General features: G+C 69.4%; 14 protein-coding genes and 1 pseudogene. 8 read left to right on the plus strand and 7 right to left on the minus strand.

Going from position 1 to position 16,799, the window contains the following annotated elements; translation table 11 throughout:
- Nucleotides 1-15: 15 nt before the first annotated feature.
- Genes OG741_RS16270 through OG741_RS16280 form a run of 3 tightly spaced genes read right to left on the minus strand, consistent with a single transcriptional unit; the run spans nucleotide 16 to nucleotide 3,577 of the window.
- Nucleotides 16-1,020 carry a DNA-3-methyladenine glycosylase family protein gene (locus OG741_RS16270; RefSeq protein WP_405598474.1) on the minus strand — a complete coding sequence of 335 codons (1,005 nt, stop codon included), beginning with the start codon at nucleotides 1,018-1,020 and terminating at the stop codon, nucleotides 16-18.
- A 40-nt stretch (nucleotides 1,021-1,060) separates the two neighbouring features.
- The gene (locus OG741_RS16275) at nucleotides 1,061-2,176 is read right to left on the minus strand and encodes a sugar phosphate nucleotidyltransferase (protein WP_405598477.1); all 1,116 of its coding nucleotides are present in this window, start codon (nucleotides 2,174-2,176) and stop codon (nucleotides 1,061-1,063) included.
- Between the two features lie 51 nt (nucleotides 2,177-2,227).
- Nucleotides 2,228-3,577 (minus strand): peptidoglycan recognition protein, encoded by a 1,350-nt coding sequence (locus tag OG741_RS16280; RefSeq protein ID WP_405598479.1) that lies wholly within the window; start codon nucleotides 3,575-3,577, stop codon nucleotides 2,228-2,230.
- A 127-nt stretch (nucleotides 3,578-3,704) separates the two neighbouring features.
- Here OG741_RS16280 and OG741_RS16285 point away from each other — a divergent pair, with 127 nt between their 5' ends.
- The 4 genes from OG741_RS16285 (at nucleotide 3,705) to OG741_RS16300 (ending at nucleotide 9,807) form a co-directional block, all read left to right on the plus strand.
- Nucleotides 3,705-4,457: a TIGR03089 family protein gene (locus OG741_RS16285; RefSeq protein WP_405598481.1), complete on the plus strand. Its 753-nt coding sequence runs from the start codon at nucleotides 3,705-3,707 to the stop codon at nucleotides 4,455-4,457.
- A 171-nt stretch (nucleotides 4,458-4,628) separates the two neighbouring features.
- A complete protein-coding gene (locus tag OG741_RS16290) occupies nucleotides 4,629-6,047 on the plus strand; it encodes an LCP family protein (protein WP_405598483.1) in 1,419 nt (472 codons plus the stop codon).
- Between the two features lie 220 nt (nucleotides 6,048-6,267).
- Nucleotides 6,268-8,007, plus strand: a complete 1,740-nt coding sequence (locus OG741_RS16295; RefSeq protein ID WP_405598485.1) for an LCP family protein — start codon at nucleotides 6,268-6,270, stop codon at nucleotides 8,005-8,007.
- Nucleotides 8,008-8,058: 51 nt separating this feature from the next.
- Nucleotides 8,059-9,807 carry an LCP family protein gene (locus OG741_RS16300; protein ID WP_405598486.1) on the plus strand — a complete coding sequence of 583 codons (1,749 nt, stop codon included), beginning with the start codon at nucleotides 8,059-8,061 and terminating at the stop codon, nucleotides 9,805-9,807.
- A 67-nt stretch (nucleotides 9,808-9,874) separates the two neighbouring features.
- Here OG741_RS16300 and OG741_RS16305 read toward each other — a convergent pair whose 3' ends face one another.
- Nucleotides 9,875-10,903, minus strand: a complete 1,029-nt coding sequence (locus OG741_RS16305; protein ID WP_405598487.1) for a glycosyltransferase family 2 protein — start codon at nucleotides 10,901-10,903, stop codon at nucleotides 9,875-9,877.
- Between the two features lie 210 nt (nucleotides 10,904-11,113).
- Between OG741_RS16305 and OG741_RS16310 the strand changes: the two genes are divergently transcribed.
- Entirely contained in the window at nucleotides 11,114-12,475 is a 1,362-nt protein-coding gene (locus OG741_RS16310) for an LCP family protein (protein ID WP_405605597.1), read from the plus strand.
- Nucleotides 12,476-12,671: 196 nt separating this feature from the next.
- Here OG741_RS16310 and OG741_RS16315 read toward each other — a convergent pair whose 3' ends face one another.
- The gene (locus OG741_RS16315; protein ID WP_405598490.1) at nucleotides 12,672-13,220 is read right to left on the minus strand and encodes an acyl-CoA thioesterase; all 549 of its coding nucleotides are present in this window, start codon (nucleotides 13,218-13,220) and stop codon (nucleotides 12,672-12,674) included.
- Nucleotides 13,221-13,326: 106 nt separating this feature from the next.
- Here OG741_RS16315 and OG741_RS16320 point away from each other — a divergent pair, with 106 nt between their 5' ends.
- Together OG741_RS16320 and OG741_RS16325 are read left to right on the plus strand one after the other, a co-directional pair.
- Nucleotides 13,327-14,550: an LCP family protein gene (locus OG741_RS16320; protein WP_405598491.1), complete on the plus strand. Its 1,224-nt coding sequence runs from the start codon at nucleotides 13,327-13,329 to the stop codon at nucleotides 14,548-14,550.
- A 155-nt stretch (nucleotides 14,551-14,705) separates the two neighbouring features.
- Nucleotides 14,706-15,014, plus strand: a complete 309-nt coding sequence (locus OG741_RS16325) for an antibiotic biosynthesis monooxygenase family protein (protein ID WP_405598492.1) — start codon at nucleotides 14,706-14,708, stop codon at nucleotides 15,012-15,014.
- 52 nt (nucleotides 15,015-15,066) lie between these two features.
- Here the strand turns inward: OG741_RS16325 and OG741_RS16330 are convergent, their stop codons facing one another.
- Both OG741_RS16330 and OG741_RS16335 read right to left on the minus strand, forming a co-directional pair.
- Nucleotides 15,067-15,273, minus strand: coding sequence for a DUF397 domain-containing protein (locus tag OG741_RS16330; RefSeq protein WP_405598494.1), 207 nt, complete (start codon nucleotides 15,271-15,273; stop codon nucleotides 15,067-15,069).
- On the minus strand, nucleotides 15,270-16,121 hold the full coding sequence (locus OG741_RS16335) for a helix-turn-helix domain-containing protein (RefSeq protein WP_405598497.1): 852 nt from the start codon (nucleotides 16,119-16,121) through the stop codon (nucleotides 15,270-15,272). Before OG741_RS16335 ends, OG741_RS16330 begins: the two co-directional genes overlap by 4 nt.
- A 127-nt stretch (nucleotides 16,122-16,248) precedes the next feature.
- On the opposite strand from OG741_RS16335, the pseudogene OG741_RS16340 reads away from it, so the two are divergent.
- Nucleotides 16,249-16,688: pseudogene (locus OG741_RS16340) on the plus strand (ATP-binding protein).
- Nucleotides 16,689-16,799 lie beyond the last annotated feature (111 nt).

Raw genomic sequence — 16,799 nt, forward strand, 5'->3', positions numbered from 1 at the left:
TGAACGTGCCGCCTTCTACAGGCTCGCGATGTCGCCGCGGGGCATCTTCGGGGTGCGGCGGGCCGGGGCGCGGCCGCTCAGGAGGATCAGGCGGGCGGCGCGGTGGCGCTGGCCCGCGTAGGGGGCCAGGAGTTCGAGCATCGCCGCGTCGTCGGCGTGGCGGTCGCCCGCGAGCGCGTAGCCGACGATGCCGGGCAGGTGCAGATCGCCGACGGTCACCGCGTCGGGGGCGCCGTTGCTGCGCTGGATGGTTTCGGCGGAGGTCCAGGGGCCGATGCCGGGGATCAACTCCAGCCGTTCCTGTGCCTGTTGGGGCTCCATCGCCGCGGCCTCCTCCAGTCGGCGGGCCACGCGGACGGCGCGCAGGATCGTGGAGGCGCGCTTGTTGTCGACGCCCGCGCGGTGCCACTCCCAGGACGGGATCAGCGCCCAGGTGCGGGGGTCCGGCATGACATGCAGCCGGTCGTCCGGGCCCGGAGCGGGCTCGCCGTGCTTGCGGACGAGCAGCCGCCAGGCCCGGTACGCCTCGTCCGTCGTGACCTTCTGCTCCAGGATCGACGGGATCAGGGCTTCCAGGACGAGCGAGGTACGGGTCAGCCGCAGGCCCGGGCGGCGATGCTGGGACACGGCGACGAGGCGGTGGCGGGGGGTGAAGGCCGCGGGATCGTCCCCTTCGCCGAGCATCGCGGGCAGCTGGTCGAGCAGCCACTCCGCGCCGGGGCCCCACGCCTCGGCCTCGGCGGTGCCGCTGTCCGCCCGCAGCGCGACCCTGAGCGTGCCGGGACCTGCGGGCGTACGGCTGGCGCGCCAGACGGAGCCGTCGGGAGAGGTACGGAAGGTGGGATCGGCGGGGCCGCGGCGCAGTGGCCCGAGGACGAGACCCAGGTCAAGGGGGCCGGGGGGTGTCCAGCGGCGGGTGCGGGACGCGGTGACCTGGCGCGGGACGCCTTGGGGCAGGGCGGTGTGACCGCCGCGCACGGTCGTGCGGGTGGGTCGGTTCGGTGCGAAGCGTCCTGCCACGGTGTATGAGGGTACGGGCCCCTCGCGCGCGGCGCTGCGACTACTGGTCCGAGGAGAAGCGGACCGACGACGCCGGGAGGACCGCGCCGCACCACACCCTCGCGCCGTCGCGGAGTTCGTTGTCCGGGCCGACCACCGCGCCGTCGCCGATCACCACGTCCGACAGGACCGTACGGGCGCCGATGCGCGCGCCCGCGCCGATCAGGGAGGCGGTGACGACCGCGCCCTCCTCCACGATCGCGCCGTCGAGGACCGCGCTGCCGTCGATACGGGCGCCCTCGGCGATCACCGCGTTCGCGCCGATGACCGTGCCGCCGGTCAGTTTCGCGTCGGGGGCCACCGTGGCCGTCGGCAGGAGCAGGCGGTCGCCGCAGCGGCCCTGGACCGCCGGGGACGGGGCGCGGCCCATCACCAGGTCGGCCGAGCCGCGGACGAAGGCCTGGGGGGTGCCGAGGTCGAGCCAGTAGGTGGAGTCGACCATGCCCTGCAGGTGCGCCCCGGAGGAGAGCAGGTCGGGGAAGGTCTCGCGTTCCACGGAGACGGGACGGCCGACCGGGATCGCGTCGATGACGGAGCGGCGGAAGACGTACGCCCCCGCGTTGATCTGGTCGGTGACGATCTCCTCGGGCGTCTGGGGCTTTTCGAGGAAGGCAAGGACGCGCCCTTCGGCGTCCGTCGGGACCAGACCGAACGCCCGGGGGTCCTCGACCCGCGTCAGGTGCAGCGAGACGTCCGCGCCGGAGGACCGGTGCGTGGCGACCAGTGCCTCGATGTCCAGGCCCGTCAGGATGTCGCCGTTGAAGATCAGTACCGGCTCGTCGGGCCCCGACCGCAGCCGGGAGGCGACATTGCGGATCGCGCCGCCCGTGCCGAGCGGTTCCTCCTCGGTGACGTACTCCAGGTGGAGCCCGAGCGCCGAGCCGTCGCCGAAGTACGGCTCGAAGACCTCCGCCAGATACGACGTCGCCAGCACGATGTGCTCGACCCCCGCCGCCCTTGCCCGCGCCAGTTGATGCGTCAGGAACGGTACGCCCGCCGCCGGGACCATCGGCTTGGGAGTGTTGACGGTGAGAGGACGCAGCCGGGTGCCTTTGCCGCCGACCAGGAGGATCGCTTCTGTCACCTTGTCGTCTCTGCTTCCTGCTGGGGCCGGCATGGTCAATCGTTGGAGACCGGCAGTGTATGCAGTTGGTGTGGCGCACTCCCGTCAGCGGCCCTGGTACGCGGCCGAGGCGCTCCGCGCCACGCCGAGCTTGCCGTAGAGCTGGGCTCCCGGGCACTCCGTCAGGAATCCGTCCCGGTGCCCGGAAATGACGTTGAAGGTGACCTTCGCGCCCTTCTCGTACTTGCCGCTCCCCCCGGACGTCAGCAGCACCTTGCCGAGCGGATTGCCTCCGAACAGCCCGAGCTTCCAGGCCGTCAGTTTGGCGATCGCGGTGACCGCGGCCGCCGGCGGAGTGGAGGAACTGTACGTGCCGAGCACGGCGATTCCCATGCTGTCGGTGTTGAAACCGAGGGTGTGTGCGCCGAGAACGGCCTTGGCCACGCCTCCCGCCCGGCCTTCGTAGATGTTTCCGCACTTGTCGACGGCGAAGTTGTAGCCGATGTCGCGCCAGCCGCTGCTCACTACGTGGTAGCGGTAGATACCGCGAAGGACGGAGGGCGCCTCCGCGCAGGTGTAGCTGTTGCCGGTCGCGGTGTGGTGCACAAATGCCGCTTTGACCGTGTTCGTGTAGACGAAGTCCGGCTCGCGCAGCGACTCGTCGGCGCCCCATCCCTTGCGCGTGACGATGGCCGGGCGCGGTCCGATGTACGGCTTCGCTCCCACCACCTGCTCCAGGCCCGCCTCGGCCTCCGTCTCTTCCTGGGAGAGGGCCGGGAGTTCGTCCGGTGCCGTCTCCGGTACGTCCGCGGCCGCGCGGAAGGGCATTCCCAGTACGGGCCCGAAGCCCACCGGGTCCGCGGGCTCCTCCGCCGCGCGCTCTTCCGCCGCCGGTTGCTCCGGGGCCGGTTGGTCCGGGGCGGGTGCTTGCGGGGCCGGTACCTTGCCCGGGTCCACGAGTTCGAGGCGCAGCCCCTTGGGCAGCTGGGCCGGTTCGGACGGCTCCACCCGTACGCGTACCGCCACGCCGTCCGACTCCCCCACCCACAGCGGGGCCGTCGAACCGCGCACCTTCCCCGAGCCGCGCTCCTCGCTGTCGGGATCCGCGCCGTGGTCGTCGTTGTGGGTCTCCACGTCCAGCCAGCCCGACCACCGGCCGGAGCCCACTGCCCGCGTGCGGACCTGGACCGTGCCGTGCAGCTCGGCGTTCGCGTCGTCCCAGACGACACCCAAGAGGGAGAAGGGTCTGACGTCACGCCGGGTCAATCCCTGTTCCGTCACCGGGCCGAGAGACCGGTCCGATGCCCTCATCGCCGCCAGTGGCAACGACTGGGTGGAGCCGGGCAGGTCCGGCGACGGTGGCGCCGCGGCCACCGTTCCGGAGGACAGCCAGAGGGGAAGCACCAGTGCGGCTGAGCACGTGACGCCGATCGAAGAAGCCAGGAATCCACGCATGAAACCGATCCTGAGCCGGGGCTGCCCACTCCGCCTTTCGGGAAACCGGCGGCCCAACCGTCCGACCGGTGTACCCCGCCACCCGTACGGCGCCACGGTCCGGCCCCCGCCGCGTACCCTTGCGCGGGTGAACGCCAGCGACCGTACCCCCGCCGACCTGCTGCGATCCGCGCTCGCCGCGGACCCGGCACGCCCCTTGGTCACTTTCTACGACGACGCCACCGGTGAGCGTGTCGAATTGTCCGTGGCCACCTTCGCCAATTGGGTGGCAAAGACCGCGAATCTGCTCCAGGGCGACCTCGCCGCCGCGCCCGGCGACCGGCTCGCGCTGCTGCTTCCCGCGCACTGGCAGAGCGCGGTCTGGCTGCTCGCCTGTTCATCGGTCGGCGTGTGCGTCGAGGTCGGCGGCGATCCGGCGGGCGCGGATCTCGTCGTCAGCGGTCCCGACACCCTGGAGGAGGCCCGCGCCTGCTCCGGCGAGCGGGTGGCGCTCGCGCTGCGCCCGCTGGGCGGACGTTTCCCGCAGCCCCCGGCGGGCTTCGCCGACTACGCGGTGGAGGTGCCCGGGCAGGGCGACCGCTTCGCGCCGTACGCGCCGGTGGACCCGGCCGCGCCCGCGCTCGTCGTCGGCGATACGGAACTGAGCGGCGCCGGCCTGGTCGAGCAGGCTCGTACGGAGGCGGCCGAGCTGGGCCTCGGGCCGGGGTCGCGCTTGCTGACCGGCCGCTCGTACGACACCTGGCAGGGGCTGTCCGCCGGGCTGTACGCACCGCTCGCGGCCGGCGGGTCCGTGGTGCTGTGCCGAAACCTCGGCAAACTGCCCCAAGAGAGCCTCGAAAAGAGGATCGCGGACGAGCGCGTCACCAACACCGCTGTATGACAACCCTCTGAGGTCCACCCGTGTGGCGCACACCCGGGCCGAGCCCCCGGGATCCTGCGTCACCTCCGGTGGATGATCGGCGATACGCGTGCTTCAACGCACAACCACGCGCGAGGTTCTGCCGTCTAGTCCTGCGATCGGCGACCCAGCGCGCCGCCGACGCCATGAAGGATGGACGCAGACGTGACGGACACTGCTGGCACGCCTTCCGAACCGGACGGCCCGGCCGGGGCCGGCGAGGCCGGCAAGGACGCGGGCGGGGAGGCCAGTAGATCCGCCCCCAATAGGGAACCGGTGACGGCACCGGGCACGGGCGCCGGTACGGAAGCGGACGCAACGGACACCGGCGCGGGCGCCGACAGCGGTGCGGACTCGGACGCCGGTACGGACGCCGATCCGGGTGACGGTACAGACGGCGATACGGACGCCGATGCCGAAACCCCCAAGCACAAGCGCCACTGGCTCCGTTGGGCCGCACTCGGCACCTCCGTCGTCGTTCTCGCCGCCGCCGGTGTCGGCTGGTGGTTCTACCGCAAGCTCGACGCCAACATCACCACGGACACCACCGCGGCCGCCGAGCTGGAGACGTACGAGAAGGAACGCCCCAGGCCCGTCTCGCTGAAAGCGCAGAACATCCTTCTCCTCGGCTCGGACACCCGCTCCGGCGCGGGCAACAGCGAGTACGGCCGCGACGACGGCGGCAGCCAGCGCTCCGACACCACGATCCTGCTGCACATCGCCGCGGACCGGCAGAGCGCGACGGCGATGTCCGTCCCACGCGATCTCATGGTCGACATCCCCAGCTGCCGCAAGCCCGACGGCACCCGCACTAAGCCTCAGTTCGCGCAGTTCAACTGGGCGTTCGAGTTCGGCGGCGCGGCCTGCACCATCCGTACCGTCGAGGGATTCACCGGCATCCGGATCGATCACCACATGGTGGTGGACTTCCGGGGCTTCAAGGCCATGGTCGACGCGGTGCACGGCGTCGAGGTCTGCCTCAAGGAGCCGATCGACGACACCGACGCCCATCTGCGGCTGCGCGCGGGCAAGCAGAAGCTGAACGGCGAGCAGGCCCTCGGTTTCGTACGGGCCCGCAAGTCCATCGGCAACGGCAGCGACACAGAACGTATGGAACGCCAGCAGCAGTTTCTCGGCGCGCTGGTCAAGAAGGTGCAGAGCAATGGCGTACTGCTCAATCCGATCCGGCTCTACCCGGTGCTCGACGCGGCGACGAAGTCGCTGACGACGGACCCGGGGCTGGACTCGCTGAGGGATCTGTACGACCTGACCCGCTCAATTCGCAACGTACCGACCGAAAAGGTGCAATTCCTTACGGTTCCGCGCCAGCCGTACTCCGCCGACCCGAACCGTGACGAACTGGTCGAGCCGGAGGCGGGCGAGCTTTTCAAGCGGCTGCGCGAGGACAGGCTCGTCCGCGTCGTCCCGGACAAGGACAAGAAGAACAAAAATGCGGAGGACAAAAACGCGGAAACACCGGCCGACGAGAAGCCCGACGGCACCGGTTCCGCGAGCCCGACTCCGGCGCCGACATTCTCCGGGACGAACGCCGCCGTGGGCATGTGTGAGTAAAGCGATGACCAAGCCAGTGTCGGAAGTCCATGAAGATTGGGCGGATTGCCCGTTGTAAGGGGCGTGGAATTTGTCACGGGCGTCGCTTCCCGTTGAACTGGGCGGATAGTGTGACGCGATCCGGTGCATCCGACTTCGGGTCGCGCACTGCTGGATCGAAAGACCGAGCGCCCTTCGGGGGAGGCGCCTCGCGTGGCACCGACGGAGGACTCAAGCAACCGTGGATGCGCAAAGCCGTGGACGGGCGGACGAGATCGACCCCGCCGACCAGTGGGTACTTAACCCGCACACCGGCAATTACGAATTGCGACTGGACCAATCCGCACCGCAGTCGTCCCCGTCGAGAAGCGCCGGTTCGGGCGGCGGATCCAGGCGCGCCGGTGCGAGGCCCCCGGCCCCGAGAAGCCCCGCGGACGATCGCGAGACAACGACGCCGGGCCGGGACGTACCCGGTCAGCGCTCGCGCCGTACGGGCAACGCCTCGGGCGGTACGAATCCCCCCACCGTCGGCCGCCGCAAGCGCAAGCAGCCCAAGTCGCGCAAGAAGAAGGCGCTGCTGTGGACGGGCGGCGTGATGGCCTTCGTCGTGGTCGCCGGAGCCGTCGGCACGTATCTCGTCTACCGGCACTTCGACTCGAACCTGAACACGGTCGATGTCACGGGCGCGGGCAGCGACGGCTTCAAGAAGGACCAGGCCGTCAACATCCTGATCATCGGCACGGACAAGCGCTCCGGCGCGGGCAATGACGGCTACGGCGACAAGAACAGCGTCGGGCACGCCGACACGACGATCCTCTTCCATGTCTCCAAGGACCGGACGAACGCGACCGCGCTGTCCATCCCGCGTGACCTGATCACCGACATCCCGGACTGCCAGACCAAAACGACCGAGGGCAGCAAGGTCATAGGCGGCACGACCAAGACGCGGTTCAACGAGAGCCTCGGCCAGGAGGGCCGCGACCCGGGCTGCACCATGCGTACGGTCAAGGCGCTCACCGGCGTCACCGTCGACCACTTCATGATGGCCGACTTCAACGCGGTCAAGACGATGACCTCGGCGGTCGGCGGTGTCGAGGTCTGCCTCGCCAAGGACATCAAGGACAAGGACTCCAAGCTCAACCTCCCGGCGGGCAAGCACGTCATCGAGGGTGAGCAGGCGCTGGCGTTCGTGCGCACACGTCACTCGGTGGGCTTCGGCGGCGACCTCAGCCGGATCGAGATCCAGCAGCAGTTCCTGAGTTCGCTGATCCGGAAGATGAAGTCGAGCGACACCCTCTCCAGCCCCACCAAGATGTGGGACCTGGCCGAGGCCGCGACCAAGGCACTCACCGTCGACACCGGGATAGGCAAGATCTCCCGGCTCCGCGACCTCGGTCTGGAGCTCAAAAAGGTCAACCCGCAGAACATCACCTTCGCCACGGTGCCGGTGGTCGACAACACCGACGGCGCGACCGTGCTGCTCAACGAGAGCAAGGCAAAGCCGCTCTTCTCGATGATCCAGAACGACACCTCGCTCACCGAGGTGAAGCAGAAGGAGCAGGACGCCAAGAACCAGCAGGCGAATCTGCTCAAGGGGCCGAGGGCACAGGCGTCCAAGGTCCGCGTCGCGGTCTTCAACGGCAGCGACACACAAGGGGCGGCGCTGGCCACACTGACCTGGCTCCAGAACGAGGAAGGCGTACTGAAGTCGAGCAATGAGGGCAACGCCCCGCAGAAGCTCGCCAAGACGACCCTGGTGTACGCGCCGAACCAGGCCGACCAGGCCCGCAAGCTCGCGGACCTGATGGGTCTGCCCGCCACGGCGCTGAAGCCGGGCACGAAGAACGCCGTGGGTCTTGAGGCCATGACCCTGACCCTCGGCGCCGATTTCAAGGGGGCAGGGGTGCCCCTCACCGGTCCGGCGAAAGCGCCGGAGGGTGTGCAGAAGGTCGAAGCGGACAAACAGGTGTGCGCCAAGTGACCCCGGAACACCGGGTCATGCGGCGAGCCTGAACGACAGGGGGGACCCGGGGTGGGACAGAAAAGCGTGCAGGGGGAGGGGACGCGGGACCGCGTCCCGCACGCCCGAGACCTGGGCTGGGACGACAGCCTGTACGGAGAACGGGGTGGGGTGGCCGCCAAGGGCCGCCGCGCCCGGATCGGCCGTCAGGCCCGGTCCGACGAGAAGGACGCCGAGGCCGGGGATGCCGCGACCGCGGAGGGCTCCGGCGACGATCCGGGCTCGGGTCACCGGTCTGGCGGCCCGCGCCGCGGGAAACGCGGCAAGCGCCGCGTACTGCGCTGGGTCGCGTCCGTGCTGTCGCTGCTGATACTTGGCACGGCCGGCGCCGGATACCTCTATTACGAGCACCTCAACAGCAAGCTCAAGAAGGACGACCTGACGCTCGGCGACAAGATGCGCGAGCACCAGGCGAACGCGGCGGGCCAGACGCCGTTGAACATCCTGCTGATCGGCTCGGACGCGCGGGACTCCAAGAAGAACCAGGAACTCGGCGGCGCCAAGGACACCTTCGGCGGGACACCGCTCGCGGATGTGCAGATGCTGCTGCACCTCTCGGCTGACCGCAGCAACATCTCGGTGATCAGCATGCCGCGGGACACCGTGGTCAAGATGCCCGAGTGCAAGGACCCGGACACCGGCAAGACCTTCGCCGCGACCGGATGGACGCTGACCAATGAGTCACTCGGCCGCGGCGGGCCCGGCTGCACCGTGGCCACCTGGTACGAACTCACCGGCATCACCATCGACCACTTCATGATGATCGACTTCGCCGGTGTGGTCTCCATGGCCGACGCCATCGGCGGCGTCCCGGTCTGTGTCGAAAAGAACGTCTACTCGCGCAACCGCCAGGGCCAGGGCTCGGGCCTCAAGCTGGAGGCGGGCACCCACCCGGTCAAGGGCGAACAGGCCCTGCAATGGCTGCGTACGCGGTACGGCTTCGACGACGGCACCGACCTCGCCCGCACCCGCGCGCAGCACATGTACATGAACTCGATGGTCCGTGAGCTGCGCAGGAACACCAAGCTCACCGACCCGGCCAAGCTGCGCAACCTCGCCGAGGCCGCGATCGGCGCGCTCACCGTCGACAAGGGCATCGGCTCGGTCAAGGAGCTCTACGACCTGGGCGAGGAGCTCAAGAGCGTCCCGACCGGCCGGATCACCATGACGACCATGCCGAACTTCTACTCCCAGCGGCCGGGCTTCAGCGGCAAGGTCGAGCCCCAGCCGGGCGACGCCGAGCAACTGTTCCGGATGGTCCGCGAGGACATTCCGCTCGACGGCAAGGCGCCCAAGAGTAAGAAGAAGCCGGCCACCCCTCCGCCCGCCTCCAAGGACCCGGCCGCGGCGCCCGGAGAGATCGCGGTGATGGTGCAGAACGGCACATCGGCCGACGGCCGGTTCGCCGAGAAGGGCCGGGCGACGGCGGTGGCCGGGACCCTGGCGGACAAGGGCTTCACCCGGGCCCAGGCCGACGCCGCGACCAATCCGCAGGCGAAGACGGTCATCCGGTACTCCAACGCCGAACTCGAGGGCGATGCCCAGGCGATCGCCAAGTCCCTCGGGATTCCGCTGACTTCGGTGAAGAAGTCGACGGACGTCACCGGCATCACGCTGATCGTGGGCGCGGACTGGCGGCAGGGTGACACCTACCCGAAGACGGCGCCGAAGGACGACAACAAGACGCCGACGTCGGCGAAGCCTCTGAACGGTGAGAACGACAAGGCGTGCATGCCGGTGCAGGACGGCTTCACCTGGTAGCTCGTACGCGTGTCATGACAGGGGCCCCGGGCGATCGCCCGGGGCCCCTCTCATATACGTACGCGTGTCAGGCGGAAGCGGTCCGCACGGCCGGGCGGCGGCTGGCGATGACCTTCTTCGCCAGCGCGCGCGGGCTGGTCAGGAAGCCGTATCCCCACGACATGTGCATGGTGGCGAGCGCCACAGGGATCTGCAGGCGCGCCTTGAGCGGCAGGCCCTTGCCCGCGGGGACGGACCCGGCGGTTATCCCCGCGAGGTAGCCGGCCGGGACGACGAAGCCGAGGGGTGTGAGGGCCGCGCCGACGACGATGCCCGCGGCGACCGCGCACAGGGCGGTCGGCGGCGCGAGGTAGCGCAGATTGATGGAGCCCTGGTGGTAGCGGGCGACGACATGCCGCCAGCGGCCGTAGTCCTTGTACTGCTTGGCGAGCGCCTTGACGGAGGGCCGCGGGCGGTACTGGACCTTGAGCTCCGGCGAGAACCAGATCAGGCCGCCCGCCTCACGGATGCGGAAGTTCAGCTCCCAGTCCTGGGCGCGGATGAACTCCTCGTTGTAGCCGCCCTGCTGCTCCAGCGACTCGCGGCGGAAGACACCCAGATACACGGTTTCGGCCGGGCCCGCCTCGCCGCCGGTGTGGAAGGACGCATTGCCCACGCCGACCTTGGACGTCATCGCGGCGGCGACGGCGTGCTCCCAGTCGTTCTCGCCCTCGGCGTGCATGATGCCGCCGACGTTCTGCGCGCCGGTCTCTTCGAGGAGGCGCACGGCGGTGGCGATGTAGTTCGCCGACAGCATGCCGTGGCCGTCGACGCGCACCACGATCGGGTGACGCGACGCCTTGATGGCGGCGTTCAGGGCGGCCGGGGTGCGGCCGGTCGGGTTCGGCACGGTGTGGACCCTGGGGTCCTCCGATACGAGCTCGGCGGCGATCTCGTCGGTACGGTCCGTCGAGGGCCCGAGCGCGATCACCACCTCCATCTCGCCGTCGTACTCCTGCTCGAGGATGTGACGGACCGAGTTGCGCAGATGCCGCTCCTCATTGAGGACCGGCATGATCACGGAGACAGGGGGCGTGGCGGCGGGTGTGGCGTTCATCGGGCGCCACGTTACCGCGAACGGGGGACACGGACGCGCGGCGGCCGGGTCGGTGCCGGTGGTCGCAGATCGTATCGGCCTACGGTGTGCGGGATTCCCCCCTGTCGCTCGCGGAGGTGTCCCCCGGTGCCCACGCCGCCCCGCTCCCGCCGTCCCCGGCCCAGTTCCCGGTCCAGGACCGGACGGCGCCTCGCTCGGCCGCGCTGGGGCTTGCGGGTGGGGACGTCACTCTCGGTCCTGGTGCTCGGCGTGGGTGGCATCGGTCACGCGGTGGTGACCAGCCTGGACACCGGTATCGCCAGGGTGGACCCCTTCAAGGACATGAAGAACCGGCCCGAGCCGGGCCACGGCATGAATCTCCTGCTCGTCGGCACCGACGGCCGCGACAAGATCACCCGGGCGGAGAAGCGGAAGTACCGGCTCGGCGGCGCGCCCTGCCGCTGCACCGACACGATCATGCTGGTCCACATCTCGCGGGAGCGGCAGCGGGCGACTGTGGTGAGCCTGCCCCGGGACACGTACACGGAGATCCCCGCGCACATCGACCGGACGACCGGCAAGCGCCACGGGGCGCACGCGGTGAAACTGAACGCGGCCTACGCGGAGGGCGGGCCGGGCCTGACCGTGCGGACCGTCGAGAAGATGACCAGGGTGAAGATCGACCACTATCTGGAGGTCGACTTCACCAGCTTCATGAAGACGGTGGACGCGCTCGGCGGGGTGGAGGTCTGCACGCCCCGGCAGATGAAGGACACGTACACCGGTCTTGATCTCGCGGCGGGCACACACAGGCTGAACGGCGGGCAGGCGCTTCAGTACGTGCGCTCGCGCTACGTCGACGGGGCGGCCGACCTGGGGCGGATGCAGCGCCAGCAGCGCTTTCTCGCCGCGCTCATCCATCAGGCGACCAGCAGTGGGGTGCTGCTGAACCCGGCGAAGTTCCGTCGGGTCAGCTCGATGATGCTCGGCTCCGTGCGGGCCGACGAGGGTTTCGGGCCGCAGGAGATGCTCGCGCTGGGCAGGGCGATGCGGGGCTTCACGGCGGCCTCGTCGGAGTTCACGACCGTGCCGGTCCGCGGCGGCTACCACGTCAAGGGCATCGGCTCCACGGTGAAGTGGGACGAGGCGAAGTCGAAGAAGCTCTTCCAGATGATGCGCGAGGACAAGCCGCTGGCGCCGCACCGGCCGGCGGGGCCGAAGGCGACGTTGGTCGACGTGCCGCCTCAGCAGATCCGGGTGCAGGTCTACAACGGGACGCGGACGGACGGCATGGGGCGGAAGCTCGACGATGCGCTGAAGGCCACGGGCTTCAACACGACGCGCACGCCGCTGAACCGGGCCGGCGCGGAGGTGCGGCGCACGTATGTGAGATACGACCCACGCTGGGACCGCTCGGCGAGGTCGCTGGCGGCGGCTCTGCCGGGCTGCGAACTGCTCAAGGTGAGGGGCCAGGGCCCGACGCTGAAGGTGACGGCCGGGACGGACTACAAGGGCGTGACACCGGTCCGGGCGGAGGAAAAGCACCACGGCGAGTTCGGCGCGGTGACGGGCGACCAGGTGGTCTGCCCGTAACCGGGCAAACCTGCACGAAGTGCGGCTCCGCCGGGGTCGGGGGCGGAGGCCCGGCGCGGGGGTCCGGGGCACAAGCCCGGCGCGGGTTCCGGGTCGGAGGCGGGGTCGCGGCAGAGACCCGGCGCGGGTCCGGCGCACAGGCCCGGCGCCCGGTCCGCGACAGAGGCCCGGCGCGGGTTCGGGGGCTCCGCCCCGGTCAGGCCTCCAGGCCCTCCGACGCGCGCTTCTCGCGCAGCTCCTTGATCGCGCGGCGCCGCGCCAACCGGTGCGTGCGCCGGATCTGCGCCTCCTGATAGCGCCGCTGGTCCCGCTCGGTCTCGGGGATCACCGCCGGTACGGAACGCGGCTTGCCGTCCCCGTCGACCGCGGCGAAGACGAGATACGCGCTGCCGACCTGCGTCGCGGGGGTCGACTCGTTCCAGCGCTCGGCGAGCACCCGCACGCCGACCTCCATCGAGGACCGCCCGGTCCAGTTGACCTGGGCCTTCACGTGAACCAAATCCCCGACGCGCACCGGCACAAGGAAGACCATCTCGTCCATGGAGGCCGTGACCGCGGGCCCGCCCGAGTGGCGGCCCGCGACCGCGCCCGCCGCGTCGTCCACCAGCTTCATGATCACGCCGCCGTGCACCGTGCCGAGAAGGTTGGTATCACTGCCGGTCATGATGTGACTCAAGGTGGTACGGGACGCCGAGGTGGGCTTACCCGGAATCTCTGATTCCGGGCGCTGGGCCAGATCTGTCATGCCCTCCACCATATGCCGGGCCACATTGCATCAGCTTGGCAACAGCCCTGGCCCTATTTCCCACCCGCCCTGTGAGGCGGAAGCCCCGGCCTGCACACTGGTCCGCATGAACGAATGGCCCGATGGATACGGACGCGGCAGCCAGGGCGCCCAGCCCGAAGGAGCTCGCGCGATGCGCCATGTGCAGCGACGACCGGTCCCGCAGCAGCAGTCGCAGGGGTACGACGACGGTTACGACACCCCCTACGACAGCGGCTACAACACGGGCCAGGTCTACGGAGGCCAGGGCGGAGGCAATGGCGGCGGCGGCAACGGCGGCCCCCCGCAGGGCTACCCGCCGCACACCGGCCCCGACTGGCGCCGACGGCTCAAGATCGGTTCGCTGACGCTGGTCGTCCTGCTGCTCGCGGTGTCCATAGGCACGTACTTCTGGGCCGACTCCAAGCTCAAGCGCGAGGTCGACCTCTCGAAGGTCATCGAGCGCCCGGGCGGTGGCGAGGGCACGAACTATCTGATCGTGGGCTCCGACAGCCGTGAGGGCATGTCGGACGAGGAGAAGAAGAAGCTCCACACGGGCTCGGCCGAGGGCAAGCGGACCGACTCGATGATGATCCTGCACGACGGCTCCAACGGCCCGACGCTGATCTCGCTGCCGCGCGACTCGGACGTGGAGATCCCCTCCTTCAAGGGCTCCCAGTCCGGCAAGGTCTTCCCGGCGAAGGGCCGCCACACCAAGCTGAACGCGGCCTACGCGGAGGACGGACCGGAGCTGCTGGTCCGCACCGTCGAGCACAACACCGGCCTGCACATCGACCACTACGTCGAGATCGGCTTCGCCGGCTTCGCGAACATCGTGGACGCGATCGGCGGCGTCGAGATCGACATCCCGAAGGCCTTCAAGGACAAGAAGTCCGGCGCTGACTTCCAGGCGGGCAAGCAGACGCTGGACGGCGAGCAGTCGCTGGCGTTCGTACGGACGCGGTACGCCTTCGCGAACAGCGACCTGGACCGTACGAAGAACCAGCAGAAGTTCCTCGCGGCCCTCGCCAGCCAGACGGCGACGCCGGGCACGATCCTCAACCCGTTCAAGTTCTATCCGACGGCGGGCGCGGGCCTGGACACGCTGATCGTGGACAAGGACATGTCCCTGTGGTCGCTGGGCCAGATGTTCTTCGCGATGAAGGGCGTCACGGGCGGCGACGGCACATCGATGAACATCCCGATCTCGGGCAGCAGGGGCGGCAACCTGGTCTGGGACAAGGCCAAGGTGAAGCAGCTCGTCGAGCAGCTGAAGAACGACGAGAAGGTCACGGTCACCTCGGACCGCTGACGCGCCCGGGGGCATCGCGCCCGGCTGAAGGCTCCGGACCTCACGGGTCCGGAGCCTTTGTCGTGCCTCATCCGGCCGGCGGCGCTGAGATCGCGCACCCGAGGGGCCGGTCCTAGGCTGACGAGCACAGCGATCAAGGAACGAGGGGCGCGCGCATGGTTGAGGAGACCAAGTACTGGGCCTCGGGCAGCTGGCACGTGGCCGAGGACAAGGCCGAGGAGTTCATCGAGCGATGGACCACGTTTCTGACCTGGACCAGGGAAGCGAACGAGGGCTTCGTGACGGCTCGGCTCATCCATGATCTGAACGACCCGGATCACTTCCTGTCGTTTGCGGAGTGGCGGGACGTCGACTCCCTCAACGCATGGAAGAACAAGCCCGAGTTCGCCGAATACTTCGGAGGCTGCCGGGCCCTCTGCTCGCAGATGCATGCCGGCAACTACGGGTCGGCCGTGGTGATCTGAGGCGCCCGGCGAGCCCCCGGATCAAATGGGCTCGGGGCGCGCTTCTCGGGGGTCAGCTCTCAGACGCGTACGTCACGAAGTCCGTCCACGCGCCGGGCGTGAAGCCAAGCTGCGGGCCGGGAACGTTCTTGGAGTCACGGACGTGGACCGTGCTGACAGCAGCGGCGACCTCAACGCAGTCAGGGCCGTCGGCCCCGCTGTAGCTGCTCTTGACCCAGGTCAGCCCGGAAGGAACTCCGGCCGAGGGCTTGACGCTCATGTCTCTCCCAGCAGTTTCTCGATGAAGGTCCGCGACAGCCGAGGCGTGAGTGCCTGGGCCCTGATCAGGCCGTACCGCATCTCAAGAATCTGGACCTCCTTGGGATCGCTGATAAGACGGCTGGTGAGCTGAACTTCGTTGTAGCCCACAGCCGTACCGTCCCTCAGCTTAAGCACCCGGTGCGAGCCGTCGAGGCCCGCGTGCTCCTCGGTCTCCGTCGGCATGACCTGAATCTCGACGTGCCTCAACGAGCATAGTTCCAACAGTCGTTCGAGCTGGCGGCGCAACACAATTCTTCCCCCAGTCGGCCGCCTCAGCGTCGCCTCTTCCTGAACGAAGGTGAGCAGCGGCGCGGGCTGCCGCTCGAATACCGACTGCCGGGCCATGCGCGCCGCCACCCGCCGCTCCACTTCGTCCTCAGAGAACGCGGGTCGGCGTTCTCCGTAGAGCGCACGGGCGTACTCCTCGGTCTGCAGCAGGCCGTGCACCGTGACACTGGCATACGCGCCGAGCTCGACCGAGTCCGCCTCCAGCCTCGCCAAGTCCCGCACCTTCTTCGGGTACCTGGCCTCCGCCACGTCCTTCTTCATCGCGGCCAGCTTCCCGCCCGCGCTCAGGACCTCGTCCGCCCGGTCCAGGAACTCCGGTTTCGGGATGCGCTTGCCGGTCTCCACCTTGTAGACCTGGTTCTCGCCGTACCCGATCGCCGCGCCCAGCTCCGCCGCGCGCATCCCGGCTGACTCGCGCCAGAGCCGGACCTGTCGGCCGACCGCCGCGATCACCGCTCCTGAGTCGTCATCCAGATCCACGTCCCGGTCCGGCTCGTCCGTGCCGATCTCGTCCGCCATACGACACCCGCTTTCATCCGTGTCGACGTCGTACCGGATGGACAGGGCCGTACGCTACATGGACAGTCACTGTCCGTACACGCGTCGCTCTGTTCAGCGTAAGCATGGACCGGCCACGCTGAGTCACGTGAATCTGGAAATCACCCGAACCGAACCTTCTGCTCCTGCCCGTCAGTTCACCGTGATGCTCTCCCCCAGGCGCCGAGGAGCCCGGCTCGCCCGCCTGCTGACCACGGCTCAACTGGCCTCCTGGGGACTGCCGTCGGAGTCGGCGGCGCACATCGTCGCCGAACTGGCCACCAATGCCACCGTTCACGGCCGCGTACCGGGAAGGGACTTCCGGCTGGATCTCGCCGTCCAGGACGACGGCAAGCGGCTGCGGATCGAGGTCACCGACACCCGTGGCGACCGCATTCCGCCCGGCCCCGGCACCCCCACCGCCCCGGCCGCCGACTCCGAGTCCGGGCGCGGTCTGCTGATCGTGGAAGCGCTCGCCGCCCGGTGGGGCGTGGCCTCAGGACCCGTGCCCCGTAAGCCGTTTGTGCCGAGCTCGACCTCGTACGGTGACTGGTCACACGGGGTCGCGGATGCCTACGACCCGGTTGTCCGCGACGCGCTGCCGCACGACGCAAAAAGCTCTTAAGAACGTTTGAAAGAACGGGGGAAAGTACCCACCCA

This window comes from Streptomyces sp. NBC_01410 (assembly GCF_045040195.1).
In the GTDB taxonomy this organism is placed as follows: domain Bacteria; phylum Actinomycetota; class Actinomycetes; order Streptomycetales; family Streptomycetaceae; genus Streptomyces.